Source organism: Tabrizicola sp. M-4, from assembly GCF_051132405.1.
Lineage (GTDB): Bacteria > Pseudomonadota > Alphaproteobacteria > Rhodobacterales > Rhodobacteraceae > Paragemmobacter.
Genome location: NZ_CP128606.1, coordinates 4045271 through 4071072 on the forward strand (window position 1 = coordinate 4045271; position 25802 = coordinate 4071072).

The 25802-nt window shown below is 64.8% G+C and carries 31 protein-coding genes; 14 read left to right on the forward strand and 17 right to left on the reverse strand.

Annotated elements, in window-relative coordinates:
- Positions 1–11: 11 nt before the first annotated feature.
- From motA to TabM4_RS19780, 7 genes are all read left to right on the forward strand, one after another.
- Positions 12–881 carry a flagellar motor stator protein MotA gene (gene motA, locus TabM4_RS19750; protein WP_434616514.1) on the forward strand — a complete coding sequence of 290 codons (870 nt, stop codon included), beginning with the start codon at positions 12–14 and terminating at the stop codon, positions 879–881.
- A 4-nt stretch (positions 882–885) separates the two neighbouring features.
- On the forward strand, positions 886–2865 hold the full coding sequence (locus TabM4_RS19755) for a hypothetical protein (protein WP_434616517.1): 1980 nt from the start codon (positions 886–888) through the stop codon (positions 2863–2865).
- Between the two features lie 96 nt (positions 2866–2961).
- A complete protein-coding gene (locus TabM4_RS19760) occupies positions 2962–3597 on the forward strand; it encodes a lytic transglycosylase domain-containing protein (protein WP_434616519.1) in 636 nt (211 codons plus the stop codon).
- Positions 3597–5684 carry a flagellar biosynthesis protein FlhA gene (locus TabM4_RS19765; RefSeq protein ID WP_434616522.1) on the forward strand — a complete coding sequence of 696 codons (2088 nt, stop codon included), beginning with the start codon at positions 3597–3599 and terminating at the stop codon, positions 5682–5684. Before TabM4_RS19760 ends, TabM4_RS19765 begins: the two co-directional genes overlap by 1 nt.
- On the forward strand, positions 5681–6442 hold the full coding sequence (locus tag TabM4_RS19770; RefSeq protein WP_434616525.1) for a flagellar biosynthetic protein FliR: 762 nt from the start codon (positions 5681–5683) through the stop codon (positions 6440–6442). The genes TabM4_RS19765 and TabM4_RS19770 overlap by 4 nt, the downstream gene beginning before the upstream one ends.
- Positions 6439–7491 (forward strand): flagellar type III secretion system protein FlhB, encoded by a 1053-nt coding sequence (gene flhB / locus TabM4_RS19775; RefSeq protein WP_434616528.1) that lies wholly within the window; start codon positions 6439–6441, stop codon positions 7489–7491. The genes TabM4_RS19770 and flhB overlap by 4 nt, the downstream gene beginning before the upstream one ends.
- A 32-nt stretch (positions 7492–7523) precedes the next feature.
- The gene (locus TabM4_RS19780; protein WP_434616531.1) at positions 7524–7844 is read left to right on the forward strand and encodes a hypothetical protein; all 321 of its coding nucleotides are present in this window, start codon (positions 7524–7526) and stop codon (positions 7842–7844) included.
- Here TabM4_RS19780 and TabM4_RS19785 read toward each other — a convergent pair.
- Genes TabM4_RS19785 through flgB form a run of 9 tightly spaced genes read right to left on the reverse strand, consistent with a single transcriptional unit; the run spans position 7832 to position 12212 of the window.
- Positions 7832–8287 carry a flagellar basal body-associated FliL family protein gene (locus TabM4_RS19785; protein WP_434616534.1) on the reverse strand — a complete coding sequence of 152 codons (456 nt, stop codon included), beginning with the start codon at positions 8285–8287 and terminating at the stop codon, positions 7832–7834. The genes TabM4_RS19780 and TabM4_RS19785 overlap by 13 nt on opposite strands.
- Positions 8288–8289: 2 nt before the next feature.
- On the reverse strand, positions 8290–9006 hold the full coding sequence (gene flgH, locus TabM4_RS19790) for a flagellar basal body L-ring protein FlgH (RefSeq protein ID WP_434616537.1): 717 nt from the start codon (positions 9004–9006) through the stop codon (positions 8290–8292).
- On the reverse strand, positions 8991–9431 hold the full coding sequence (gene flgA / locus TabM4_RS19795) for a flagellar basal body P-ring formation chaperone FlgA (RefSeq protein WP_434616540.1): 441 nt from the start codon (positions 9429–9431) through the stop codon (positions 8991–8993). The genes flgH and flgA overlap by 16 nt, the downstream gene beginning before the upstream one ends.
- Positions 9431–10216, reverse strand: a complete 786-nt coding sequence (gene flgG, locus TabM4_RS19800; protein ID WP_434616543.1) for a flagellar basal-body rod protein FlgG — start codon at positions 10214–10216, stop codon at positions 9431–9433. The genes flgA and flgG overlap by 1 nt, the downstream gene beginning before the upstream one ends.
- A 1-nt stretch (position 10217) precedes the next feature.
- On the reverse strand, positions 10218–10928 hold the full coding sequence (locus TabM4_RS19805) for a flagellar hook-basal body complex protein (RefSeq protein WP_434616546.1): 711 nt from the start codon (positions 10926–10928) through the stop codon (positions 10218–10220).
- Positions 10929–10931: 3 nt separating this feature from the next.
- Positions 10932–11198: a flagellar biosynthetic protein FliQ gene (locus TabM4_RS19810; protein ID WP_434616549.1), complete on the reverse strand. Its 267-nt coding sequence runs from the start codon at positions 11196–11198 to the stop codon at positions 10932–10934.
- A complete protein-coding gene (locus TabM4_RS19815; RefSeq protein ID WP_434616552.1) occupies positions 11195–11485 on the reverse strand; it encodes a flagellar hook-basal body complex protein FliE in 291 nt (96 codons plus the stop codon). Before TabM4_RS19815 ends, TabM4_RS19810 begins: the two co-directional genes overlap by 4 nt.
- Positions 11486–11496: 11 nt before the next feature.
- Positions 11497–11871, reverse strand: a complete 375-nt coding sequence (gene flgC / locus TabM4_RS19820; RefSeq protein WP_434616555.1) for a flagellar basal body rod protein FlgC — start codon at positions 11869–11871, stop codon at positions 11497–11499.
- Positions 11868–12212, reverse strand: coding sequence for a FlgB family protein (flgB, locus tag TabM4_RS19825; protein ID WP_434616558.1), 345 nt, complete (start codon positions 12210–12212; stop codon positions 11868–11870). The genes flgC and flgB overlap by 4 nt, the downstream gene beginning before the upstream one ends.
- 88 nt (positions 12213–12300) lie before the next feature.
- Here flgB and TabM4_RS19830 point away from each other — a divergent pair, with 88 nt between their 5' ends.
- Positions 12301–13593, forward strand: coding sequence for a FliI/YscN family ATPase (locus TabM4_RS19830; RefSeq protein ID WP_434616561.1), 1293 nt, complete (start codon positions 12301–12303; stop codon positions 13591–13593).
- Between the two features lie 15 nt (positions 13594–13608).
- Here TabM4_RS19830 and TabM4_RS19835 read toward each other — a convergent pair whose 3' ends face one another.
- From TabM4_RS19835 to TabM4_RS19860, 6 genes are all read right to left on the reverse strand, one after another.
- Positions 13609–14412, reverse strand: coding sequence for a DUF1217 domain-containing protein (locus TabM4_RS19835; protein WP_434616564.1), 804 nt, complete (start codon positions 14410–14412; stop codon positions 13609–13611).
- Positions 14409–14813 carry a flagellar biosynthesis repressor FlbT gene (flbT, locus tag TabM4_RS19840; protein WP_434616567.1) on the reverse strand — a complete coding sequence of 135 codons (405 nt, stop codon included), beginning with the start codon at positions 14811–14813 and terminating at the stop codon, positions 14409–14411. Before flbT ends, TabM4_RS19835 begins: the two co-directional genes overlap by 4 nt.
- A complete protein-coding gene (gene flaF / locus TabM4_RS19845) occupies positions 14810–15184 on the reverse strand; it encodes a flagellar biosynthesis regulator FlaF (RefSeq protein WP_434616570.1) in 375 nt (124 codons plus the stop codon). Before flaF ends, flbT begins: the two co-directional genes overlap by 4 nt.
- Before the next feature lie 71 nt (positions 15185–15255).
- Positions 15256–16467 carry a flagellin gene (locus TabM4_RS19850; RefSeq protein ID WP_434616573.1) on the reverse strand — a complete coding sequence of 404 codons (1212 nt, stop codon included), beginning with the start codon at positions 16465–16467 and terminating at the stop codon, positions 15256–15258.
- 170 nt (positions 16468–16637) lie between these two features.
- On the reverse strand, positions 16638–16982 hold the full coding sequence (locus TabM4_RS19855) for a hypothetical protein (RefSeq protein ID WP_434616576.1): 345 nt from the start codon (positions 16980–16982) through the stop codon (positions 16638–16640).
- Positions 16982–17248: a rod-binding protein gene (locus tag TabM4_RS19860; RefSeq protein WP_434616579.1), complete on the reverse strand. Its 267-nt coding sequence runs from the start codon at positions 17246–17248 to the stop codon at positions 16982–16984. Before TabM4_RS19860 ends, TabM4_RS19855 begins: the two co-directional genes overlap by 1 nt.
- A 1224-nt stretch (positions 17249–18472) precedes the next feature.
- On the opposite strand from TabM4_RS19860, the gene TabM4_RS19865 reads away from it, so the two are divergent.
- The 3 genes from TabM4_RS19865 (at position 18473) to TabM4_RS19875 (ending at position 20650) form a co-directional block, all read left to right on the forward strand.
- The gene (locus TabM4_RS19865) at positions 18473–19099 is read left to right on the forward strand and encodes a flagellar hook-length control protein FliK (RefSeq protein WP_434616582.1); all 627 of its coding nucleotides are present in this window, start codon (positions 18473–18475) and stop codon (positions 19097–19099) included.
- Positions 19100–19113: 14 nt separating this feature from the next.
- Complete coding sequence (locus tag TabM4_RS19870) at positions 19114–19767, forward strand: flagellar hook capping FlgD N-terminal domain-containing protein (protein ID WP_434616585.1); 654 nt, start codon at positions 19114–19116, stop codon at positions 19765–19767.
- A gap of 61 nt (positions 19768–19828) precedes the next feature.
- Positions 19829–20650 carry a phosphotransferase gene (locus tag TabM4_RS19875; protein ID WP_434616588.1) on the forward strand — a complete coding sequence of 274 codons (822 nt, stop codon included), beginning with the start codon at positions 19829–19831 and terminating at the stop codon, positions 20648–20650.
- Here TabM4_RS19875 and ubiB read toward each other — a convergent pair.
- Together ubiB and ubiE are read right to left on the reverse strand one after the other, a co-directional pair.
- Positions 20647–22176: a 2-polyprenylphenol 6-hydroxylase gene (ubiB, locus tag TabM4_RS19880; protein WP_434616591.1), complete on the reverse strand. Its 1530-nt coding sequence runs from the start codon at positions 22174–22176 to the stop codon at positions 20647–20649. The genes TabM4_RS19875 and ubiB overlap by 4 nt on opposite strands.
- A 1-nt stretch (position 22177) precedes the next feature.
- Entirely contained in the window at positions 22178–22930 is a 753-nt protein-coding gene (gene ubiE, locus TabM4_RS19885) for a bifunctional demethylmenaquinone methyltransferase/2-methoxy-6-polyprenyl-1,4-benzoquinol methylase UbiE (protein ID WP_434616594.1), read from the reverse strand.
- Between the two features lie 87 nt (positions 22931–23017).
- On the opposite strand from ubiE, the gene mutM reads away from it, so the two are divergent.
- From mutM to rpsT, 3 genes are all read left to right on the forward strand, one after another.
- Positions 23018–23905, forward strand: a complete 888-nt coding sequence (gene mutM / locus TabM4_RS19890) for a bifunctional DNA-formamidopyrimidine glycosylase/DNA-(apurinic or apyrimidinic site) lyase (protein ID WP_434616597.1) — start codon at positions 23018–23020, stop codon at positions 23903–23905.
- Positions 23906–23980: 75 nt separating this feature from the next.
- Positions 23981–24757 carry an enoyl-CoA hydratase gene (locus TabM4_RS19895; RefSeq protein WP_434616600.1) on the forward strand — a complete coding sequence of 259 codons (777 nt, stop codon included), beginning with the start codon at positions 23981–23983 and terminating at the stop codon, positions 24755–24757.
- Between the two features lie 162 nt (positions 24758–24919).
- Positions 24920–25195, forward strand: a complete 276-nt coding sequence (gene rpsT, locus TabM4_RS19900) for a 30S ribosomal protein S20 (protein WP_434616603.1) — start codon at positions 24920–24922, stop codon at positions 25193–25195.
- Positions 25196–25802: the final 607 nt, after the last annotated feature.

Genomic DNA, 25802 nt, shown 5'->3' on the forward strand with positions numbered 1-25802 from the left:
AGGAACAACCGGTGCTCGGGATCATCGGAATTGCCGTGATCATCATCATGGTTTTCGGCGGCTACATGGCTGCCGGTGGCAAGATGGGAATCATCCTCAAGGCCCTTCCCTTCGAACTCGCCATGATCGGCGGCGCGGCGGTGGGGGCCTTCCTTCTCTCGAACGACAAGGCGACCGTGAAACACACGATGCACGACCTGCCAAAGGTCTTTCGCGGCGCGAAATGGAGGCCCGAGGATTACCGCGATCTCCTCTGCCTTCTGTTCGAACTCCTGCGCCTCGCGCGCGAGAATCCGGTCGCACTGGAGGAACATATCGAAGGACCGGGCAATTCCGCCATCTTCGCCCGCTATCCGCGCATCCGCGACGATCACACCGCGACCGAACTCATCTGCGATACCCTGCGCGCGCGCACGATGAACTATGACGATCCCCATCAGGTGGAAGATGTGCTGGACAAGCGGATGGAGGCGGCGCTGCATCATGCTCAGCATTCCAGCCATGCACTGCAATCCACCGCCGATGCCCTGCCCGCGCTCGGCATCGTTGCGGCCGTCTTGGGAGTGATCAAGACGATGGCCTCGATCGACCAACCACCCGAGGTTCTAGGAAAGATGATCGGAGGGGCACTTGTCGGCACCTTCCTCGGCGTCTTTCTGGCCTATGGCATCGTGGGCCCCTTTGCCTCGCGCCTCAAGGCCGTAGCGGATGAGGAATTCCAGTTCTACCGCCTGATCCGCGAGGTTCTCGTCGCCAGCCTGCACAACCATCCGCCGGCGCTCTGCATCGAGGTCGGCCGTCAGAACACGCCGCATCCCGTACGCCCCAATTTCGGCGATCTGGAACAGGCGCTTCGTTCCCTTAAGGCAGAGGCGGCCTAGGGTCATGCGGCACGTCATCCGGCTTCTCTTCCTGATCTGCCTCGCCACACCGGCGGCCGCGCAGACCATCCGGGTCACCACCGGCGAACATGACACCTTCACCCGGCTGGTGCTGTCCCTTCCGCAGGGTGCCGAATGGGAGTTCGGCACAACCGATGACGGCTATGCCTTCCGCCTTCCCGGACGAATACCGCGGTGGGAAATCGGCTCCGTCTTCGACCGCATCCCGCGTGACCGTCTCGCTTCCATCACCGTCGATCCCGACGGTTCAAGCCTGCGCCTCGTCCTAGGCTGCGCCTGCCACGCCCTTCCCTTCGAATTCCGGCCGGGCGTCATCGTGATCGACCTGCGCGATGGTCAGCCGCCGGCAGGCTCCGCCTTCGAACAACGTCTCGACACGGCGGCTTCCGTGGTTGAGCCACCGCCCGCAGCTCCTCGACCGCGCCCAAGGCCGACGGTCGCGCCTGCTTTCGATTGGGTCCGGCTTGCTCTCGACGAATCGGGTCCAGCACTGTCGCAGGCCCCTTCCACCCCCGCGCTTCCTTCCCTGCCCGATCCGGCCATGCAGGCCCTTCAGGCCGAACTCCTCGAGGGGTTTGCCCGGGCCGCAAGCGAGGGGCTGATCGATCCTGTCACCCGCCCGCCTGCATCTGGCACCCAATCCACCCGTCCTGCTCCCACGGCCCCTACCCTGCGCATTGGTGCGTCACTGGATGCCAGAACGGGTCTCTCCCCTCCACGCGGCATCGCCGCGTCCGGGGCAGATTGCCCTGCCACAGACTCCCTCCAGTTGGAGGATTGGGGTACTTCTGCGCCTGTCTCCGTCCAGTTTGCCGCAGCCATGGCCGATCTGGTGGGGGAATTCGACCAACCCACGGAAGAGGCCGTGGCGCGGGCGGTGCGTTTCCACCTTTTCCTCGGTTTCGGCGCCGAAGCGCGCGCCCTTCTGGCGGCCTTTCCCATCGACCACCCCGATCGCCTCTACTGGCTTTCGCTCGGGCGCATTCTGGATGGAGACCCCGATCCGCAGGGGGCTTTTCGTGGCCTTGCGGGATGCGACGGCCCGGCGGCCCTTTGGGCAACCCTCGCCGATCCGACACTCCCCGACCGAGAGGTCGACAAGAAGGCCCTGCTGCGCACCTTTTCCTCTCTCCCCGCGCATCTTCGTCGCCTCGTCGGCCCGCCGCTGATCGATCGTTTCCTGCAGGCCGACGACAGTGTGACCGCATCCACCCTGAACGACATGCTCGGGCGCCTTCCTGGTCCACCGGACGCACGGCAGCAGATCGCGGCGGCCCGGCTTGCCGATTCGCTCGGTTCCGCACCACAGGCGCAGACGATGTTGGAGGAGGTCCTTGCCGATCCGGGCCCCGCGCAGGCAGAGGCGCTGGTCGCGCTCGTCGACCTGCACCTCGCAGAGGCCCGCCCGCTGCCGCCGACCGTGGCCCAGTCGCTTGAGGCTTTCCTCTCTGAACCCTCCGATTCGACAGGCATCTCCCCGCTCGCCCGCGCACATGTCCTTTCTCTCGCCTTGTCCGGGCAATTCGACAGGGCCTTCGCTGCGCTACCCGCCGCTCCGACTGCGCAGGGCGATCTGTGGTCGCTCCTCGCGAAGGGCCCAGATGAGGCCATCCTCCTGCACGCCATCGGTGCCGACCCGACCCCGTTCGCTGAAGGCATCCGCACCCAGATCGCCGAACGCCTTGCGGCCCTAGGCTTTCCGCAAGAGGCGGCAAAGTGGTCCGCTCGCCCCGTGCTCCTTCCGACCGAAGAAGGCGCGGCCTATCGGAAGGCCATCCTCTCCCGGTCCTGGGCAGAACTCGGCCCAGAAGCGCCCGCACCTTGGCAAGAACTTGCCGGAAAGATCGATCCGTCGGAGGTAGCCGATTCGCCGCCACTTGCCCGCGGCAGGTCACTGGCGGACGAAAGCGCGCAAACCCGTGCCGCGGTCGAGGCACTTCTCGGTAGCTTGCCGGATCCGTGAAAGAGCAGCGCGCATTGACGGAATCGAAAGGTCTCTGCGCCAGACAGGCAAGCGTCGGCGGAAACGCCTTATCGAACCTGCGGAAAGAAATTCCAGATGATCCGGGCGTTTGCCTTGCTTTCCCTGTCTCTCTTCGCCCCACCGGCCCTTGCCGAGCGTCACCTGTGCGATGATGCTGCACGCGACGCAGCGCAGGCGACGGGTGTCCCGGTCGATATTCTGCGTGCCATCGCCCTGACCGAAACGATGCGCAACGGCACGGCATGGCCATGGACGATCAATCATCAGGGTCAGGGGTTCTGGTTCGCAACCGGTGCCGCGGCGCGATCCGCCGCCGAGGATGTCCTTTCCGCAGGTGGCTCCGCCGATATCGGCTGCTTTCAGATCAACACGCGCTGGCACAGGCAGGCATTCGCCTCGCTCGAGGCAATGTTCGATCCGCATGAAAATGCTCTCTACGCCGCGAGATATCTGACCGATCTCCGCGCCCGTTTCGACGATTGGGAAGGTGCCATCGCCGCCTATCACTCCCGCGATGCGGAAAGGGGTGCAGCCTATCTTGCGCGGGTGCAGAAGGTGCGGAAGGCGTTGGCCGATGGCATCCCACCGCAGGACGGTTCGCCCCCCGCGCGGCGCAACCGGTTTCCCCTTCTGGTTTCGGGTGATCCCGCAAGCACCGGATCGGTGATGCCTGCCTTGCAGGGGATGGTTCCCCTGATTGGAGGCCCGTGATGCGGCAATTCCTTGCGCATCCTCTCGCAAATGCCCTGATCAATCCGACGGTCGGGCTTGCGCTCGCCCTCATGGCGATGATCGCCGTAATGGTCCTGCCGATCCCGTCCTGGATGCTCGACCTCGGGCTCGCGCTCTCCTTCGCCCTCGCGATCCTGATGCTCTCCGTCGCGCTCTTCATCGAAAGGCCGCTCGACTTCTCGGCCTTTCCCACCATCCTGCTTGCCTCGCTTCTCCTTCGGCTTTCGCTGAACGTCGCCTCGACAAAACTCATCATCTCACAGGGGCATCAGGGAACTGATGCCGCCGGTCACGTGATCGAGGGTTTCGCCGAATTCGTCATGGGCGGCGACCTCATCCTTGGTCTCGTCATCTTCGTCGTCATCCTGATCGTGAACTTCCTGGTGATCACCAAAGGTGCTGGCCGTATGGCCGAGGTCGGCGCGCGATTCGCCCTTGACGGCCTGCCCGGACGGCAACTTGCCATCGACGCAGATGTCGCCGCCGGGGCCATCGACCATCACGAGGCAAAGATACGACGCGAACGCGAACTGGCCGAGACGAACTTCTTCGGCTCCCTCGACGGTGCGTCGAAATTCGTTAAGGGCGATGCCGTGGCAGGGCTGATCATCACCCTGCTGAACTTCTGTGCCGGGATATCCGTCGGCATCTTCGTGCATGACATGCCACTTTCCGCCGCGTTCGAGACGTTTGCGATCCTGACCGTGGGCGATGGCCTTGTCACGCAGATCCCGGCCGTCATCATCTCGGTGGCTGCGGCGCTCCTTATGGCGCGGGGCGGGGCGCAGGGGGCGGCGGATGTGTCCTTCTTCGCGCAGCTTGGCCGCTATCCGGCTGCCCTGATCGCCGTGGCCATCCTTCTGGCGGTCTTCGCCGCCGTCCCCGGAATGCCCGTGCTGCCCTTCCTTGCCGGAGCGGCGGTCCTTGCATGGCTGGGCTGGCAGCGGCTTCAGGTAAAACCCGAACCCGAGGCACCCCCGGAAACCACCGGCCTTTCCCCGGCCCGGCCCATCGGCGATATGCTCGACTTCGACGAGATCCATGTCGAATTCGCCTCCGATCTCGTTGCCATGGCGCTTGATCCTGCCACCGGTCTGGATCGTCGCGTCGGCAACATGCGCAATCACATTGCCGCCACCTACGGCTTCATCCTGCCGGAAATCCGGCTGACGGATGAACCCGCCCTCCCCCCCGGTCAATACCGGATCCGCATACAGGGGGTGGAACGGGTGCGTGACCGGCTGCTTCCGGATCGCGTGCTTGCCCTGCTGGGAAATGCCATCGATGCCCCGCCCGGCATCGATGTCCGCGAACCCGTCTTCGGTGCCCCGGCCCGCTGGATCGCGCCCGATGATCAGGATCGCGCAGCCATCTCCGGCCTGACGACCGTCACCCCAGCCGAGGTCCTCTCGACCCATCTTCTTGAAACCATACGCGCCAATCTCTCGCGCCTTCTATCCCTGCGGGGCCTGCGTCGCTTGCTAGACGAATTCGTCAACGTCTCTGATCCCGCCCGTGCCCAGATGAACCGCAGGCTGCTTGACGAGATGATCCCCGAGAAGGTCCCGAACGAATTGCTGCTGGCCACGCTGCGCCTTCTGCTGGAGGAACGGATATCGATCCGGAATCTCCCCCTGATCCTTGAAGCTATCGCCGAGGTGCGCTCCCTCTCCTCGGCCGAGGCCGTCTGCGAACATGTCCGGCAGAGGCTGGGCTTCCAGATCACGGCCGATCTGCGACGCGAGGATGGAACCATCCCGCTGCTTCAACTGGCGCCGGATTGGGAAAAGACTTTCACCCAGTATCAGATCGAGGCCGGTCCGGGGCAATCGGGCGGCGATGTCGCCCTTCCGCCGGAACTCTTCTCGCGACTCGCCAATGCCATTTCCGAAACCATGTCGCGCGCCACGGAAACCGGCTCGAGCCCCGCCCTTGCGACATCCGCCCGCCGCCGCAGGTTCCTGCGCACCGTCCTTGCCGCAAGGGGCATCGCCATGCCCGTCCTGTCCTATGAGGAAATCGGGTTGGAGGCGCGTCCTGCCATACTGGGTCAGGTGGCCGCGTGATCGACCTCGCGACCCTCTTTCTCGAACAGGTACAAGGCGGCTTCTGGCCCGCCGTCCTGTGCTTTCTGAGGGTCGGCGCGGCGGTGGCCGTGCTGCCGGGCTTCGGCGAGACGGGAATTCCCGCCCGTATCCGGTTGGCCATCGCCCTTGCCTTCACGGCCATCGTCCTGCCGTCGCAACCCTCGCTTGCCGATGCGACCGTCTCCGTCACCGCGGCAGGGGCAGAGGTGGTGATCGGTTTGCTGCTTGGCCTTTCCCTCCGGCTCCTCATCCTTGGCCTGCAGACGGCGGCTGCCGTCGCTGCGCAAACCATGTCGCTCTCTCAACTCTTCGCTTCGGCCGGGGCGGAACCGCAACCGGCACTCGGCACGCTGTTGACGATGGCCGCCATCGCCCTCGCCTTCGAGTCGGGGCTGCATGTCAAGCTTTGCGCCCTCTTCATCCTGTCCTACGACCTGCTTCCGCCGGGCGGGGCCCCGTCGGCGGGCGACGTCCTGATCTGGGGTAGTGCCGCGGTGTCGCGTGCGACGGCCCTCGCCTTCTCGCTTGCCCTGCCCTTCGTCATTATCGGCATTCTGTGGAATATCGCGCTGGGCGCGGTGAACCGTGCCATGCCGCAATTGATGGTGGCCTTCATCGGGGCGCCAGCGCTTGCCCTTGGCAGTCTCGTCCTCGCCGCCCTCTTCGCGCCTCTGATCCTTGCCGCTTGGCTTGCGGCTTTCGACCTGCGCCTTGCCTTCCCGTTCACGGGGCAGTGACCGTGGCATCCGAGGAGCAGGAAAAATCCCATGAACCCACGCAAAAGCGGCTCGAAGATGCCCGGAAGAAGGGTCAGATCCCCAGGTCGCAGGACGCCCTGACCGCCGCTGCGTATGCCGGCTTCCTGATCGCGGTGGTGACGCTGGAAAACCGCTCCATCCTTGCCTCGGCCGAGGCAGGGATGACCGCCCTCCATCGTCCGGACGGCATCGACGCACGGTCCCTTGCCGATGCGATGCTCTTGCCCCTGCTGCCTCTGTTCCTTCTTCCTGCGCTGCCCGTGATCGCCTTCCTTATCGCGCGCCGGGGCATCCTTTTCACGGCAGAGAATCTGGCCCCGAAGCTGTCGCGGATCGACCCGGTCGCTACGGCGAAACAACGCTTCGGCCCCGAAGGAATGATGGATTTCCTCAAGGGCGCGGCGAAGATGGTCCTCGTCTCTGTCCTTCTCGCCTTCGTGCTCCGCGCCGAACTTGCCGAACTCATGGCAGCCCCGACGCTCGATCCCGGCCCGGGAAGCGCCCTGATGCTGGCCATCGTGACCCGCTTCATCGCCCTGATCCTTGGCATCGCGATCGTCTTCGCGCTGGTCGACATCCTGTGGCAGACCCATCGTCACCGCGTGCGCAACCGCATGTCCCGGCAGGATCTCGTGGAGGAGCAGCGCGAGGCCGAAGGTGATCCACAGGCCCGCACGACACGCCGCCAAAGGGCGCAGGAGATCGCGATGAACCGGATGCTGGCGGATATTCCCAAGGCGGATGTGGTGATCGTGAACCCGCAGCATTATGCTGTCGCCCTGAAATGGCATCGCGCGCGGCGGCAGGCCCCGATCTGCGTGGCCAAGGGCGTGGATGAGGTGGCGTTGCGGATTCGCGCCCTTGCTGCCGAACATGGCGTTCCCGTCCGGCAGGATCCGCCCACGGCCCGCGCCCTCTTTGCCACGGTCGAGATCGGCCGCGAAATCCAGCCTGAGCATTACCGTCCCGTCGCCGCCGCCATCCGGTTTGCCGAAGCGATGCGCAAACGCGCGAGGGCGCGGGGATGAGGGGGCAGGGCAAGCCAAAGCCGGATGCCCGAATGGCGCAGTTGGTTTCCATCGCTGCGATGCAGCGCGACCTGCACCTGTCGCGGGTCGCATCCCTTGGGGCATCCATAGCCGCCACCCGGGCAGCGCAGGCGGCGCTGGAGCGCCCGCCGGTCGAAGGCAGCGATCCCGCTCTGCATGCCGCCGCCCTGCGGCATGACATCTGGGCTGAGCATCGCCGCACCCTCCTGCGCCATACCCAGCAACGACAAGAGGCCGCCCTCGCTGAACAAAGGGCTGTGGCCGCGCGCGCCCTCGCCCGGCATGAAACGCTGCGGGCCCTTCTGAAAAACTGGCAGGATCAGCCGTCCTGACGCACGATATCGCCGATCAGGACATCGCGCACCTCTTCCCCCATCACGGATCGCGCCGCCTCGAGCAGCGCCGCGCGCAGCGGAACAAGGTTCGCGGAATCGGTAAAGGATCCGCGGAAACCGCCCGAATTCGCATGGCTGAACAGGACCTGCAGGAAGACATCGCGCAGCTTCGGCTCCTGCTGATGGACGAGTGTGGTCGATCCCGCCCCAACCTCAAGGCTCAGGGATAGCACGACGAGGCTCGCCACCTCGCCATCCTCCAGAACCGGAACGATGAACTGGTTGGTCAACTCGGCATATTCCGGCGGTTCGACGTCTTCCTCCGGGATGGCGGCTGGTTCCGCATCCGAAGCTGGGGCAGGTCGCAGCATGAACCCGGCCGCGGCTCCGCCGGCACCGCCGGCAAGTCCAAGGATCAGGGGAAGGATCAGTTTTTTCATGGTCAGAACGGCAAAAGGATATCGGTGATTTGCTGGCCATAGCGCGGCTGCTGCACGTCGGTGATCTGCCCGCGCCCGCCATAGGAAATCCGCGCCCCCGCGATCTTGTCATAGGTGATCTCGTTCTGGCGAGAGATGTCGACCGGGCGCACATAGCCCGTCAGGATAAGTTCGCGCAGTTCGAAATTCACCCGCACCTCCTGCTGCCCCTCAATCCGCAAGACCCCATTCGGCAATTCCTCCACCACCGTCGCCGCCAGCCGCAGCGTCAGCCTCTCATTGCGCGAGACCGATCCTTCGCCGCGATAGCTGGAGGATGATCCGATCTCTGCCGCCTCTGCCATGCTGGCCCCTTCCGGAAGCCTTCGGTCGATCCGCTGTGGCAGACCAAGCAGCGAGGGGATCTCCATCGACTCGTCGGAAGAGCGGCTTCGCCCGGTCGAATTGTCGATCTCCGCGCTGTCGTCGATCTCGATCACCACGGTCAGGATGTCGCCGCGTTGACCTGCCCGGCGATCCCCGAACAACGAGGCCCGCGACGAACTCCACAGCGAGGAGGGCGCTCCGGGGCCGTCCGGATCGCTGCTCTCCGGCAAGGGGGCGGAATACATCGCGTGATGCTGCGTAGACCCTTCAAGTGCCGAGAAACCGGGTGCACGGCCCACCTCTTCCAGCCGCCCGCAGGCCGCAAGGGCGGGCAGGATCAGCAGCCAGCGCATCTGTCATCCCCCACCGCGATGCTGCCATCGGCCTGAACCCGCCCCGAAACCACGGTTCTGGACCCAAGGCTCATGACCCGGATCACCTGGCCCAACGCGCCCTTGTCCAGCGCCCGCCCTTCCGAGGCTATCTCAAGGCCATCGCGCAGATAGCGCATCCGCACCAGCGCATTCCGCCCGATCAGCACTGGCGGGGCAAGATCACGGGCAAGGATCGGCCTGCCGGGATATATCGCCCGCCGCACCTGCTGCCCCACCGCCTCGGATGACAGCGTGACCGCACCGGGGATCACTGCATCGACAGTGGTGAAATCCGCCTCCGACAGCACGGTCTGCGCCGGGATCGCCCGCAGCGCGACCAGCGATTCCGCGACCGACCAAGATGGAAGCCAGACCAACACCGCCAGCACCGCCGCCTTCCACATCACCGCACCTGAGTCGTTGCGGCCAGCATCTGATCGGCTGCCGTCAGGACCTTGGCATTCAACTCATAGCCACGCTGCGCCTTTATCAGATCGGTCACCTCGCGCACGGCATCGACGGAACTCTCCTCAAGAAAGCCCTGCCGCAGCGTGCCCAACCCATCCACGCCCGGCGTTCCCACATTGGCCGGGCCCGAGGCGACGGTTTCCAGGAACAGGTTCGACCCGATCGCCTCCAGACCCTTTTCATTCGTGAATCCGGCAAGGGTGATCTGGCCAAGCTGCTGCGGTTCCGTCTGATCCGCGAAATAGGCCCAGACCTCACCCGCGGCATTGATCGAAAGGCTGCGCGTCTCGGGCGGGATGGTGATGCCGGGCGCAACCGGATGCCCGTCCGACGTCACGACCAGGCCGTCCGCACTGCGCCGCAGCGCACCGTCGCGGGTAAAGCCCGCCTGCCCCGAGGGCAGCGTAACCTCCAGATATCCCCGCCCTTCGATGGCGACATCCAGATCGCCTCGCGTCGCCGACAGCGACCCCTGCGCCAGAACCACGCTGACCGCCGAGGGGCGCACGCCCATGCCAAGCTGCACCCCTGTGGGCAGCATCGTCCCGTCTTCGGCGGTGATCGTGCCCGGCCGAGCCGCCTGTTCGTAATGCAGATCGGCAAAGTCGGCCCGCCGCGCGTTATAGCCAGTGGTCGACATGTTGGCGAGGTTGTTTGACACCACATCCACCCGCATCTGCTGTGCCGCCATCCCTGTGGCAGCGATCTGCAGCGCCTTCATCTCAGCCCCCCATCATCCGGATCATGCCGCGCATCCGCTCATCCTCGCGTTCGAGGAAACCCTGGCCAAGCTCATAGGACCGCTGCACCTCGATCATCCGGGCGACCTCCGCCACCGGGTCCACGTTGCTCTCCTCAAGCGCGCCCTGCACGAGGGTTCCACCCTCTGCCGGAACCACGCCTTCGGCCATGAACATCGTGCCCCCGGCATGGCGCAGAGTCAGCGGATCCTCGGGCAGCCACAGCCCGATACGGGCAAAGGCCTGACCATCCGCCGAAATCGTCCCATCCGCGCCAAGCGCGATCTTTCCCGCCCCGCCGGGCAGCACCACCGCCGCCCCGCCTGCATCCAGAAGCCTGTGCCCGTCTGGCGTCTGCAGCGATCCGTCCGGTCCGGGCGAAAAGGCCCCGCCCCGCGTAAGCCGGTCGCCCTCGGGCGTTGCGATAAGGAAGAACCCCTCGCCGCGGATGGCGAAATCGAATGTCCCGCCCGTCCGGTTCAGGGCACCTTCCGAAAGGTCCACCCGTCGCGTCCCGCCAAGGGCCATCGAGAGCGAGGGCGCATCCCCCGCACGTCGGACGAATTCCGAAAAGACCACGCCTTCGCGGCGAAATCCTGTCGTCCCGCCATTGGCGATGTTGTTCGCGACGACCTGCATCTCGCGCATCAGACCCGATTGCCTGGTCAGGGTCACATACCCCGTGGCTTCCATGGCTCAGCCCCCGACCAGCGCGGGAATGACCGCGCGCTGGAAGAAATCGATCAGGCGCGTTGTCATGAACCCCATCGTCGCCCAAAAGACCACGAGCATCGCCCCCACTTTCGGCACGAAGGTCAGTGTCGCCTCCTGCACGCTGGTCAATGCCTGTAAAAGCCCGATTGCCAGCCCCGCCATCAGCGCGATGATCAGCAGCGGGGCAGAGATCTGCACCGCGATCCACAGGGCCTGGCGCATCATGTCCTGGATCATCATGTCGTTCATACCGGCATCCTCAGTATCTCCTGATAGGCCTCGACCACCCGGTCGCGTACGGCGGCAACCGTCTCCACAGCGTTCTGGGTGGAGGTCAGCGCCTCGATCAGCGAATGCAGTTCGGCCTCGCCGCGCAGCGCGGCGCGCGCCGTGGCCTCGTTGCGGTTCAATGTCTGTGCGAATTCCGCTGCAAAGGTTGCGGCTGTTGTCGCCAGATCGGGGTCGGCGGCTTCGGGCCGCACGACCATCCGGTCGCGTGCGTAAAGGTCGGGGGCAAGGGCGGAAAGGATGCTCATCACAGTGTCCTTCAGCGGCGGATCAGGTCGAACAGGCTCTGCGCCATCTGGCGGGCCTGGTCGAAGATGCGGAGGTTGGCCTCATAGCTGCGCTGCGCCTCGCGGGCGTCGGCCAGTTCCACGACCAGATCGACATTCGATCCCTCGTAATGGCCCGTCGCATCGGCAAGGGGATGCCCTGGATCATAGACCCGTTCCCCGGCGCGATCATCCAGTCGGACGGGGCCGGGCAGAACACCTGCCTCATTCAGCCGAAAGGTCGCGACCTTGCGCTGGAAGCCCGGCGTATCGGCATTGGCGATGTTCTCGGAAAGCAGCCGCAACCGAATGGATTGCGCGTCCATACCCGTCGCAGCGGCCTTCAGCGCGGAAAGGAGTTGCGTCATCCCTGCCCTCCCCTGCCCAGCGCCAGCCGGACCACGGAAGAGGTGCTGCGATAGATCGCAAGCGCCATCTCATGGCTTTGCCGCGCCTCGACCATCCGACGCATCTGGTCATCCAGACTGACGCTGTTTCCGTTAGGGTCGGCCGCACCGGCCACGCGTTCGGGGCGCAAGGGAGCCTTGCGCGGCCCTTCGGCATAGACCCTTGCGAAGGGCGGCAGGTCGGTCGCCCGGTAACCCGGCGTGTCGGCATGGGCGATGTTCCGTGCGATCAATCCAAGACGCGCGCCCGCATGGGCCGCAAGCCCCTGCGCCATTCGGGTGATTTCCAGTCTTTCGAACATCTCGGGCTTCTCCCTCGATTGGTTTCATCAAGGCTTAAGCCCGATTCGCTAAGGAACCGTTGAAGGCGGATGGAAAAGGGGTATTGCGATGTTCGACAATCTGCTCGCTGGCCTGTCAGGCCTGCGGAACACCCGGCGCATGGGTCGCGTCGCGGCGGTCGGCCCGTCGACGATCACCCTTTCGGGGCTGTCCGATGTGGCGGGTCTTGGCGACCGTCTCGCCTTTGGCCGATTCGGCGGCGAGGTGGTGGCCATCCGGCCCGACGGTCTGACCGTCCTGCCCGACGGCCCTGCAGAGGGGCTGGCGATCGGCGATGCGGCGGTGCTGTTTGGCCCGCCCAGCCTTGCGCCGCAGGATGGCTGGGTCGGTCGGATCGTCGATCCCGACGGCAGGCCTCTCGATGGCCGCCCGCTGATTGCGGGACCGGTGCCCAGGCCGCTTCGCGCCGCGCCGCCGCCTGCCGCCCTGCGGCGCAGGTTGGGCCCAAGGCTCGCCACGGGGCTTGCGGTCTTTGACAGCCTGCTTCCCATCGTGCGGGGTCAGCGCCTTGGCCTCTTCGCCGGGTCCGGCGTCGGAAAATCCACCCTGCTGGGCAACTTCGCGCGCCATGTCGCTGCCGATGTGGTGGTCATCTCGCTCGTCGGGGAACGGGGGCGCGAGGTACGCGCCTTCGCCGAAGATGTCCTTGGGCCGCAGGGCCTTGGCCGCAGCGTGATCGTCGCCGCGACCTCCGATCAGTCGCCCCTGCTGCGCCGTCGCTGCCCCCTTGCTGCCATGGCCGTGGCGGAACATTTCCGCGATCAGGGCGCGCAGGTCCTCTTCCTCTGCGACAGCATCACCCGCTTTGCCGAGGCGCATCGCGAGGTTGCCGCCGCCGGGGGCGAACCTGTCGCGCTCGGCGGCTGGCCGCCGTCCCTCTCCCATGCGATCATGTCGCTGGCCGAGCGTGCGGGTCCCGGTGTGGAAGGGACAGGGGACATCACCTCTGTTTTCACCGTTCTGGTTCCCGGCTCTGACATGGAGGAACCCGTCGCCGATATCCTGCGCGGTGTTCTCGATGGTCATGTCGTGCTTGACCGCGCCATCGCAGAGCGCGGCCGTTTCCCGGCCATCGATCTGTTGCGTTCCCTGTCGCGCAGCCTTCCTGATTGCGCCACGCCCGACGAAAACACTCTTCTTTCCGAGGCACGCCGCCTGCTTTCAGCATGGCACAAGGCCGAGCTGATGGTGCAGTCCGGCCTCTATGTTCCAGGAAACGATCAGCTCACGGATTGTGCCATCCGTCTCTTCCCGGCACTGGATGCCTTTCTGGCCGAAATCGCGCCGACCGATGTGCCCGGACACGCCTTTATGCGTCTGGCACAAATCCTGCGAAGTTGACGCCCCAACTTCTTGTCATACCCGGCGCAGCAGACGCGATTGCTGCAGGATCGTCAGCGCTGGTGAGGTCGTCGCGCCAACCTCCGATGTCGAGGCCGTGACAAGGAAGCGCTGCACCAGCCTCTCCACCTTGGCCCCATCGCGGAACTGCGACACGCTCGCATCTCCGAAGATGGATGTCGCGCGTGCCTTCAACCCCGAAAGTTGCTGGTCGATGTCCAGGCTGCCGAAGCTCGCGGGAAGGTTCATCCCCTGCCGCACCACCTGCCACAGCGGCGCATTCCCAAGAATGCGCAACCATTTCGTGTTCTCGCCAGCGTTGGATCCGGCAAGACCAGCCAGTTCCCGGCGCGTGTTCATCGCAAGCCGAAAGTCGTTGTTCACCGACCCGACCGCCGCCTCGAACCGCCTTTCCTTCCAGCGTGCCATCATCCCGTCGGCAAAACTCGAAATGACAGTCCGTGGTACCGAAAAGTCACCAAAGCCGAAGGCCTGCGAAAGTTCCCGGTATCGCGGGTCCACCAGTTTGCCCGCGAAGGAGTCGGTGGAGAGCGTCCTGCTCTCCAGCACCTTGCGGATGAAAGCCCTCGCGTTCACATCCGCCTCGAGTCCGAAGGCTTCTAGGCTGATCCTCAGGAGTCGGCGATCGGAGACAAGCGCCTCTGCCGTCCGAACTCCGCCGATCCTCTCGCGGAAATAGGCCTCGTCCCGCTGGATCGCCCGCTGCATCCCGAAGGCGCTGCTTTGCCGCGCCTCCGTCCGCTTCAGGAATTCCCACCCCGCCACCCCGCCCAGTGGCACCGAAACCGCAAGGCTCACCCCCGGCCAGCGGCCAGCAGCCGCTCCTCCCGGGGCAGCAGGCTGCGCAGGGCCTTAAGGGCGGGATAGAAATCCGCACCCATGATGAATTTGGATGCAAGGGCCAATTGCGTCCGGCTGTCCGGATCCGTCAGGACCTGACTCAACTGCTCGATCGCGCGCAGGACCGGCAGCCGCATCTCCTCGGGCGCCACATCACCCGAAAGAACGAGTTGTGCCATATAGCAGACGCGTCGCACCGGCGTTGTCGCTTCGCCCGGATGGATCGCATCCTTCAGGCGCAGGATATGGGCATTCGGTGTCATGACAGACAGGCGGCTGCGTTTGTCACCGTTCTCGATCACCGCCCCGTTGATAAGTACCCTCTCATGTGGACCGAGTTTCAGGACAAGTCCGCTCATCGGCCCGTCTCCCCCCGCAACCCGCGCATGACGGCGGTGTTTATGGCAATCAGGGGCTCCGCGCTGGCTTGCCCGTTCAACACGGCGCGGCTGTGCTGGGCGGTGAACTCGTAGAGGAAGAAGAGCCGCGCCCGCAATTCCGGCGGAAGCCCGTTCCCCTCGCCCGCGACATCCGCGGCAAGGCGTGACCAGAGGCGCAGGTTCCTGTCCAGCGCCTCTGCCAATGCCGGAAAGTTCATCGCCCCCTTGGCAGACTCCGCCGTCATCGCGGCAGTCGCGCGTGCCAGAAGTTCGTATTCCAATGCGCGCGGGTTGGCCACACCCGCTTCCGGTCGCAAATAGGCCGTTCTCGCGAGACTCGCGGCGTTCATCCTGTCCTCCGGCGGTTACTGGGTGCCGGAGGGGCGGACCAGACCGCCCCTCCCGCCAAGATCCACCCGGCTTACCGGAAGAGCGCCAAGAGGTTCTGCGGCTGCTGGTTCGCGATGGAGAGTGCCTGCGTGGCAAGCTGCTGCTGCACCTGAAGCGCCTGCAACCGCGCCGAAGTTTCCTCCATATCGGCATCGACAAGCGTCCCGATGCCGGAAGTCAGGGCATCGGAAAGCTGGCTCACGAACTTGGCCTGCGTCTCGATCCGCCCCTGCGCCGAACCGAAGGCCGACGAGGCATCGATCGCCGTCGAAAGCAGCGATTCGACGGTTGCCAGCGCAGCCGTCGGGTTGGTCTGCACGTTGATCGACTGGATCGCGCCCAGCCCGCCCGAACCCGCATTCTGATACTGACCGCTGACGCTCAGGTCCCGTGTGGTATTATTCGTGAAGACCAGCTGTCCGGCATTTGTGCTGTCATATTCCACTGTCAGGTCCGAGATGCCCAACTTATCGATGGCATCCTTCAGGCCCACGGCGATCAGGTCGGGAACGGAGTTGTTCGCACTGGCCACATCCGACGCCTTCACGGTGTAGGAGGCCACGCGGTCACCGATCCGCAAACTGATCGAATCCCCCGCAGCCCAGGCATTCGCGCCATCGCCGATGGTGATGTCGTCGCTGCCACCCGCCGCATCCAGCGAAAGCACGAAGGTATCAGCCGCATTCGAGATCGTCCCACCCGTCGATCCGGAGAAGACGTCATTGGCGGTATAGCCACCGGTCGACAGGTTCTGCCCGTTCACCGTGATGGTCGAGGCCGCCACCCCACTCGTCGAACGGTCCAGCGACGACAGCACCTCCATGCTGGCGGTGGAACCGTCGATCAGGTTCAGGCCGTTGAACTGTGCCGCCTTGACCACCGAGCCGATCTGTTCCCTCAGGGCTGCCACATCGGTCTGCAGCTTAGCACGGTCGATGTTCTGCGACTGTGCCGAAACGATCTTCGACTTCATCTGCTTCAGCAGGTCCGTCACCGTCTCCGAGGCCTGACGCGCCACCGCGATGGTCGAGGTGCCAAGCGAAAGGCTGTCCGAGATGCCCTTGAACCCCTCGACATCCGCCTCCATCGTCTTGGAAATGGCCCAGACAGCCGCGTTGTCTTTGGCATTCGCCACCGTCTTGCCCGTCGAGATTTCCGACTGGGTCCGCCCGAGGCTGGCGTTGATGTTCTTCATCGTCTGCAGCGCGACCATCGCGCCATTGTTCGTCAGGATGGACGACATGGTGATTTCCTTCTGAAGGCGCCTTTGGCGCGGTTTGCCCATCGGCTTCTGTCCGATGCGAAGGGCCCGTCCCCTCGCGCCACCCCGTTTGGGATGCCCACCCATTTCGCCCGGCGTCGGTTAAGCCTTCCCTGACGTGGCTCCCGAAAATCCGGGGAATTTGAATCAACTCACAGGCGGCCAAGTGGCGATGGCCCGAGATTGCCCCTCGACGGCAGACCGTGCCTCTGGCCCTGCTGGTCATAGGTTTCGCCTCGGCGGGCGGCCGCAATCTCGTGCAGCCTGCGCCGCCCGGAACGGAGCCCATCCGCCGCCGCCGCCAGACAGGTCTCTGTCTCCTCCACCAAGCGCCGCACCTCTGCTGCCTTGTCCTGAAAAATCTCCTGATCAATCGCCAAAATATTCTCTAATTCTGCGCAAATCGTCTGCATTCTCGCAAAGTCAGCCATCCGGATCGCCTGCTTCAGGTCCCGCAGAACCGTTATCAACCGCTCCGCTCCCGTGGTTGCCTCCATCACGCATCCCCCTTCACAAGTGCCTCGAAGATCCGCTCGGCCAAGCCGATTCCACCGGCCTGCACCATCGCCCGCGCCTGCGCCTCACGCAGGAAGGAGGAGAACTGCTCTTCCCCGATTCCCCCTCCGAATGTGCCCGACCGGCCCTCCAACCCCGCCATGGCCAGCATTTCCGCCAAGAACGCGGCCTCCACCTCCTCAGCCTTCGCCCATAGCGTGGCCTTTTGCCCGGCGGGACTGGTGGGCAACGGTGCTGAAATCTCCATCAAGGGCTCCCTTCTGCTGATCCGGATGATTTTCCGCATCTTTCGGCCATCGGGGTAAAGGATCGGTAACTCATCGCAGGCCAAGATGGACTTCTGTGGCAGAAGGCAAAAGGTCAGATGCAGGTCTCATTCCCCATATCGAAAACCCAGCGGGTAGCGATCGAGAATGCGGTGTCACCAGATTGGTCGATCTCAGAAAACGGCTCTAATTATGCGGAAAATGGGGAATTCCTCGGTTTCTGGTTCGCCACAGCACCGTCGGATGATGGCCAGGTTGCCCTCTTGCCAGAGACTCCCACGATCAGCGACGCCGCCATTGATGTGCCGTCGTCTCCCGTGCCTGCCCCTATGGTTTCCCCTGATGGACCTCGTCCTCTCATTCCGTCCCATGTCCATGCGTCGGGCCGCGGCGAACCAACGATGCAGGCAGTACAGTCATCCGAAACCGCTCCCGTCCCGGTCCCGCATGCCAACTCCTTGCCTGCCGCGTCCTCAGGCGGCACAGAAATGGCCGCTACCCGGTCCAGAACAGTCGCACTGGCGGAAAATCCGGTAAACTACGGCGATTCCCGCGGTTCCTTGCAGGCAAAGGGTGGCATTCACACCCCGCTTGCCCCTGCGGCAGCGGTTTCCCCCACTGGGCCGGTCGACGAAGACAGGCCCCAAACCCCACCCAAATTGCCCACCATCCAAGATGGGCGTCCTGCACTAACCGAGTTCGCCCCACAAAGGGCGCAGATCGCGCCGACTCCGGATTTCCAGCCCGGGGATGGCCCCACCACGCTTTTCCCGGAAGGTCGTGCTCTCGACGATCATCGCACGCGACCTGCCATCGACAAGGCAACTCCGCCCGAAACAGAAGCAACCATGTCATCCCGGAACCGGCTTGGCACTGTAGAAAACGTAACTAACCTTGCTCGAATAATGAAATCTTCTCTACCAGAAGGTCATTCCGCCCAACTTGCATCGACACCTTCCGTCGCCCTGTCTGACTTGCATCCCCAAAGTCGTCTGCAGCCCCCGCTTCCATTCATGCAGACAGAACAGCAAGGGCATGCCGCATCGGCACCAGAGGCTGTCCTGCCGCACCTATCTGCGCAACATTGGGCCGGGCAGCCTGCGCGTGGCATCGATTCCCATCCATCCACGCCTTTGGGCGGCGCGGGTGTAACCGAACCCGTTCCAGCAGGGAAAATCGTCTCTGATACTGCCGAAATAGATCAAATGAAGGGCCTCAGTGGCCCTGAAACCATCCTGATCCGACCCGCGATTGGGACGAATGGCAGCATCTCCCCGCCGCTCCCGCCCCACGCGTCGCTGTCAGAGGCTACGCCCCACGCCGTTCCGATTCCGGAGCAATCGTTTCACGTCCTGCCCTCCCTGCCCCCAGATGGCGACGGGGCGCTGACCCTGTCCCACGGCGCATCCTCCGACGCCCCGCGCCACCCGATCCAGACCGCCATCCTAGACGAGGTGCAGCGCCTTGCCTCCACGCCGTCCGGCGGGTCCGTCACCCTGACCCTTTCGCCTGAGGAATTGGGAACCCTGCGATTCGTCGTGCAGGAAACCGAACAGGGGCTCTATCTCCACCTGACCGTCGATCAGCCCGCAACGCTCGACCTACTGCGCAGGCAGGCCGACCTGCTGCTGTCCGACCTCCGCCAATTCGGGTTTCACAACGCAAGCCTCAGCTTTGCCGGACAGGAGGGGCAGGCGAACGGCCAGGGCCGGAACGACACGCACACCCCGGCATCCACCCCCCCACGGCAAGAGGAGGTCCTCCTGTCCGAACCGTCCCGCGTCGCCACGCCGCCTGCCATCCCCGGCACATCCCTCAACCTCCGGCTCTAGAAGGAGACCACCTCATGGACGTCCAGACCACCCTTGCCCAACCCCTTCAGAACGGCTCTAACAAAGCGCAAAATGCCGCAAACATCACGTCAGACTTCACCACCTTCCTCAAGATGCTGACGACGCAACTGCAGAATCAGGATCCACTCAATCCGATGGATTCCACCGATTTCGCGGTCCAGCTTGCTACCTTCTCGGGGGTCGAGCAGCAGGTTCAGACCAACGATCACCTCTCTCGCCTGAACGGGCAATTCGCGCTTCTGGGCATGGCGCAACTCTCAGCCTGGGTCGGGAAAGAGGCGCGCAGCACTGCGGATGTCTGGTTCGACGGCGGCGCGATTCCCGTCATCCCCAATCCGGCCCCGATGGCCGACAACCTCGTCCTCGTGGTGCGCGATTCCACCGGCACACTCATCTCGCGCGAGGATGTTCCGATGGGCAGCGGCCAATATCTCTGGCTTGGCGGCAATGCCGCGGGCGACCTCCTCCCCCCCGGTCGCTACAGCCTCAGTCTCGAAAGCCGCATCGGACCCGAGGTCATCCGCACCAGCCCCGTGGAAAGCTACGCCCCCATCCAAGAGGCCCGCCGAAGCGGTAACGACATCCTCCTCCTCCTGCGCGGCGGGGTGGAGATCAGCGCGAGCGAGGTCACGGCCTTGCGCGACTGATGGTCTGCCCTTACCCGCACACCCCTTGTGGCGGCCCTGCGCGACGCTAGTCTGCGCCGCGATGACGGAACGCCCCCTTTCCCCGAACGACCCCTGCCTCTACAAGGCGCTGTCGCAGCTTGCGCCGGGCCTTCCGCTGCGGGATGCCCAGTCGCTTGCCGGGGGCCGCACCAACCTTGTCTGGCAGATCGGCTCGGTCGTCGTGAAATGCCATGATCCGGCCGGTGCCTCCCCGCTCTTCCCCAATGATCCGCAGGCCGAGGTGGCGGCGCTGCGCCTCTTCGCGCCGCAGGGCCTCGCCCCGCGCCTGCTCGCTCATGGCAACGGTTGGCTCATCTGTGACCACATCCCCCGCCATCACAGGCCCGCAACCCCTACTGACATCGCGCGCCTCCTCCACCGGTTGCATGTCCAGTCCCTGCCCGAGGAGGCCGCCTTCCGCAGTCTGCCGAATGGCAGCGCGGCCCTTCTCGCCCACGCCCGCAGCTTCGCCCCAGCTGGTCTGCCACCCCCGCCCGCGGACCTAGGCCTTCCCCCCGTCTCGCCGCGCCCCGTCCATGCCGATGTCGTGCCGGGGAACATCCTTTCCACCCCCGCAGGCCCGATCCTGATCGATTGGCAATGCCCCGGCATGGGCGACCCGGCCGAAGACCTAGCCACCCTGCTTTCTCCCGCCATGATATGGCTCTATACCGGCGAAAAACCCGCCCAAGGCTGGGCCGAGGCGCTTCTGCACGCCTATCCCGACCGTGCCACGGCAGAGCGCACCCGCGCGCTCCTGCCCCTCTATCGCTGGCGCATCATGGCCCATTGCGCATGGAAGGCGGCACGCGGCGATGCCGACTATGCCGCCGCGCTCAAACTCGAACTGGAAATGCCCTAGAACAGCGTGCCCAGACCCACACCCGCCGCAAAGACCACAGCGCCCAGCGGGATCAGATACCACCGCGACCGCCGCCGTGGCGGGGCCAAAGGCTTTGGTGGGTCCGCCTGCGCGATCAGCGCCGCCTCCACCATGCGCGGCAGCTTGGGCCCAAAGCGCGACAGCACCCGCGCCGTCATCGCCAGATCCCGCAGCAGGGCCGCAGGCCCCACATTCCGCGCGACATAGCTTTCCACCACCGGCTTCGCGACCTGCCAGATGTTGATATGCGGGTCCAGCGACCGCGCCACGCCTTCGACGACCACCATCGTCCGCTGCAACAGGATCAACTCGGTCCGCGTCTGCATCCCGAACCGCTCCGTCACCTCGAACAGATAGGCCAGCAGCCGCGCCATCGAAATCCGGCTCGCATCCATCCCGAAGATCGGCTCACCCACCGCCCGCAGCGCGCGGGCGAATTCGTCGATATCACGGTCCGCAGGCACATAACCCGCCTCGAAATGCACTTCCGCCACGCGGCGGTAATCCTTGCGGATGAACCCCATCAGGATTTCGGCATAGACGCGGCGGGTATATTCGTCGATCCGCCCCATGATCCCGAAATCATAGGCGATGATCGCCCCATCCGCCCCCACCTTCAGATTCCCCTGATGCATGTCGGCGTGAAAGAACCCGTCCCGCAGCGCATGGTTCAGGAACAGCGACAGAACCCGCGCCGCCAGAACCTTCCGGTCCAGCCCCGCCGCGTCGATGGCGGCGTTGTCGTTCATGCCGATGCCTTCCGCCCAGCCCAGTGTCATCACCGTCTTGCCCGACAGGAACCACACCGGACGCGGCACGCGGAACCCTTCATCCTTCTCCGTATTCGCCGCGAATTCCGCCGCGGCAGAGGATTCCAGCCGCAGGTCCAATTCGCCCATCACCACGCCCTCGAAATGGGCGATCACATCCATGGGCCGCAGCCGCCGCGTCTGCGGTGCCACGATCTCGATCGTGCGCGCGATCAGGTAGAAGGCGTCGATATCCTTGCGAAACGCCCGCTCGATCCCGGGGCGCAGCACCTTGACCGCGACCTCCTCGCCGGTATCCGCCAGCCGCGCCCGATGCACCTGCGCGATCGAGGCCGCGGCGACAGGCTCGGAAAACTCCGAAAACACCTGATCGACCGGAACCTCAAGCTCCGTCTCGATCATCTTCATAGCCACATCGCGCGGGAAGGGCGGCAACTGGTCCTGCAGGTATTTCAACTGCTGCGACAGTTCCTCGCCCACGATATCGGGCCGCGTGGAAAGGATCTGCCCGAACTTGATATAGGCCGGACCCAGCGCCGTCAGCGCCCGCGTCGCAGGCGGCAGCGCCGGATCACCCTTCAGCCCCAGCCACTTGAACGGCCAGCCCAGCAAGCGCGCGGCCACGCGGATGGATGCAGGCGCCCGGAACGCCTCCAGCACCACGGCCATGGCCCCCGTGCGCTCCAGCGTCGCGCCCGTCCGGATCAGGCGCCAGATGTTGTGCGGTCCGCGCATCCTAGATCTTCCAACCCGAATGCAGCGCCGCGATGCCAAGGCTCAGGTTGCGATACTTCACCTGCCCGAACCCCGCCTTGCGGATCATGCCCGCAAATGTCTCCTGATCCGGGAACTTGCGGATCGATTCGACCAGATACTGATAGCTGTCCCGATCCTTCGCCACGATCTGCCCCATCACCGGGATCACGTTGAAGGAATAGGCGTCGTAGACCTTCTGCATCAGGTCGTTCGGGATATGGCTGAACTCCAGCACCATCAACCGCCCGCCGGGTTTCAGCACGCGATAGGCCTCATTCAACGCATCCTGCACCCGCGTCACGTTCCGGATGCCAAAGCTGATCGTATAGACATCAAAGGAATTCGCCGGAAAGGGCAGGGCCATCGCATCCCCCACCACCCAATCCAACCGCTCCGCCTGCCGCTCCGCATCGGCCCGCTGCCGCCCCGCGCTCAGCATGGACTCCGTCATGTCGAGGACCACGGCCGAAGCCGAAGGCGCCCGCTTCAGGAACCGGAAGGCGATATCCCCCGTCCCCCCCGCCACATCCAGCAGGCGCTGACCGGCGCGCGGGGCCAGCCAGTCCATCATCGCATCCTTCCAAAGACGGTGAACCCCGCCCGACATCAGGTCGTTCATGATGTCATAGCGGCTCGCCACGCGGGTAAAGACGCCATGCACCATCCCGGCCTTCTCGGCCTCCGGCACGGTCTGAAAGCCGAAATGGGTGGTGTTCTCGCGATCTTCGCTCATCTGGTCTTGCCGTTCCTCTGCCTGAAACTCCTTATAGGGCCGATCCTTGGCGCTGCAATGCGCCCTCATGCCGCCCAGAGTCGCCCCATGCCCGAACTGCCCGAGGTTGAAACCGTCCGCCGTGGCCTCCTTCCCGCGATGGAAGGCCGCCTTATCACAGGCGCGCAGGTCAACCGCCCAGACCTGCGCTGGCCCTTCCCGCCCCGCATGGCAGAACGGCTTACCGGCGCGCGCGTCCTGACACTCCGCCGCCGCTCGAAATACATCCTCGCCGATCTCTCCACGGATGAAACGCTTCTCATCCATCTCGGCATGTCAGGACGGATGCTGATCTCCCCTCCCCCGCTCGCGGAAGAGGGGGAGCGGGTAATTCGCGAAACCCTCGGCGAATGGCACCACCACCACCCCGCCCCCGCCAAGCACGATCACGTCATCCTCGACATGGAAGATGGCACCCGCATCACCTTCAACGATGCCCGCCGCTTCGGCGCGATGGACCTGATGTCCACCGCCACCGCCGAAACCCACCCCCTGCTCGCCCAACTCGGCCCCGAACCGCTGGGCAATGCCTTCTCCGGCCCCTACCTCGCCGCCCGCCTGAAGGATCGCAACACCCCCATCAAATCCGCCCTGCTCGACCAGCACATCGTCGCAGGCTTGGGCAACATCTACGTTTGCGAAACCCTCTACCGCGCCCGCATCCACCCCGCCCGCAAGGCAGGCCGCATCAGCGAATCCCGTGCCGCCGCCCTCGTCCCCCTCATCCGTGACGTGCTGGCCGAGGCAATCACCGCAGGTGGCTCCTCCCTCCGCGACTATCGTCAGGCCGATGGCGAACTCGGCTACTTCCAGCACAGCTTTCAGGTCTATGGCCGCGAAGGCGAACCCTGCGCCACCCCCGGCTGCACCGCCACCATCCGCCGCATCGTGCAATCGGGCCGCTCCTCCTTCTTCTGCCCCGCCTGCCAGAGGTAACGTTCCGTAACCGCCCTTGATAAAGGCCCCGTTGCTGCTAGGAGTCACCGCAGCCAAAAGAAGCCGGAGCCACCGATGGCCTACGATACCCTGATCGTCGAGATCGAGGACTACACCGCCCTCATCCGCCTGAACCGCCCCGAGGCGCTCAATGCCCTCAACGCGCGGCTCATGCAGGAATTGGCGCAGGCCATCACCGCCGCCGACCGCAACGACAAGGTCCGCTGCATCGTCCTCACCGGGTCCGAAAAGGCCTTCGCCGCTGGTGCCGACGTCAAGGAAATGGCCGAAAAGACCTTCACCGACGTCTATTTCGACGATCTCTTCGCCGCCGAGGCCGATGCCATCGCCCGCTGCCGCAAACCGCTCATCGCCGCCGTCTCCGGCTATTGCCTTGGTGGCGGCTGCGAGCTTGCCATGATGTGCGACTTCATCATCGCCGCCGATACCGCCAAATTCGGCCAGCCCGAAATCAACCTCGGCATCGTCGCGGGCATGGGTGGCACCCAGCGCCTCACCCGCGCCGTGGGCAAGGCCAAGGCGATGGACATGAACCTCACCGGCCGCTTCATGGACGCGGCCGAGGCGGAGCGCGCAGGGCTGGTCAGCCGGATCGTCCCTGCCAAGGATCTCGTGGCCGAGGCGATGAAGGCCGCAGGCAAGATCGCCGAGAAATCGGCCCTCACCGCGATGATCGTGAAGGAATCGGTCAACCGCGCGCTGGAAACCACCCTCGCCGAAGGCATCCGCTTCGAACGCCGCATGTTCAATGCCGTCTTCGCCTCCGAGGATCAGAAGGAAGGCATGTCCGCCTTCCTCGAAAAGCGCACCGCGCAGTTCCGCGACCGCTGACCCCCGTTTTTCCGGCTTTCCTTTCGCCCCCACTTGCCCTATAGCCCCGGCCCACATGCGCGTGGGCCCGCTTAGGCAAGAATCGATTCCGTCCGGTTGGACGGGCCTTGGGTCTTTTGCGCAACCGATCTGAAACGCAAGACCCACAGGAACCGAAAGCCCATGGCAAATACCGCCCAGTCCAAAAAGCGCGCACGCCAGTCCGAATCGCGCTTCGCGATCAACAAGGCCCGCCGCTCGCGCATCCGCACCTTCGTCCGCAAGGTCGAAGAGGCCATCGCCTCGGGCAATGCCGAAGCCGCCCTCGCCGCCCTGCGCGCCGCCCAGCCGGAGCTTGACCGTGGCGTCACCAAGGGCATCCTCCACGCCAACACCGTGTCGCGCAAGATGTCGCGGCTCGCTGCCCGCGTGAAGGCTCTCGCGACCCCGGCCGCCTGATCCACGCGATCCCGATCCAATCGAAAAGGGCGCATCCCACCGGGATGCGCCCTTTTCGATTCCTCCCCAATCTGAACCGCCCGGTTCTGCATTTTCGCGGTCCAGCGTTGCCCATTTGCAAGGGGCCCCGGATTCGGTTTTGCCATCTTCCTGTCAAGCGTGAAGTTCGGTTGCACCCCTTCCGGCGCCCTTGCTAGCGTCACCCTGCGATTCACCTCGTCTTGGGGGACATGACGGAATCGCAGACCGAATTCGACGGATACGCAATGCTGCCCAGCGTCTGTATACGCCGTCTATTTCTGTTTGCGGTTCAAATGGTTGTGCTGTCTGCACCTCGCGTGCGGAAAATGGTCGGAACCTTTGGGGCCAGATGCGAATCTGGTCCAATCGTGTTGTGACCACCGGCCTTTCGGGGCGGGAAACGGGTCTAGGGGTGCCCCGGCGATGGGGTGGTGTGATGTGACCGTTTCCTTGCCGGAAAGACCGCGCTGCCATGTCCTGACCTCCCTGATCTGGGCGATAGCCCCGGCGCAAGCCGGTGCAACAACAACAGGCCTGCCGGATCTGTCACAGGTTCAGAAGCAGGCCGCCGTACGGGTCAGGAAGA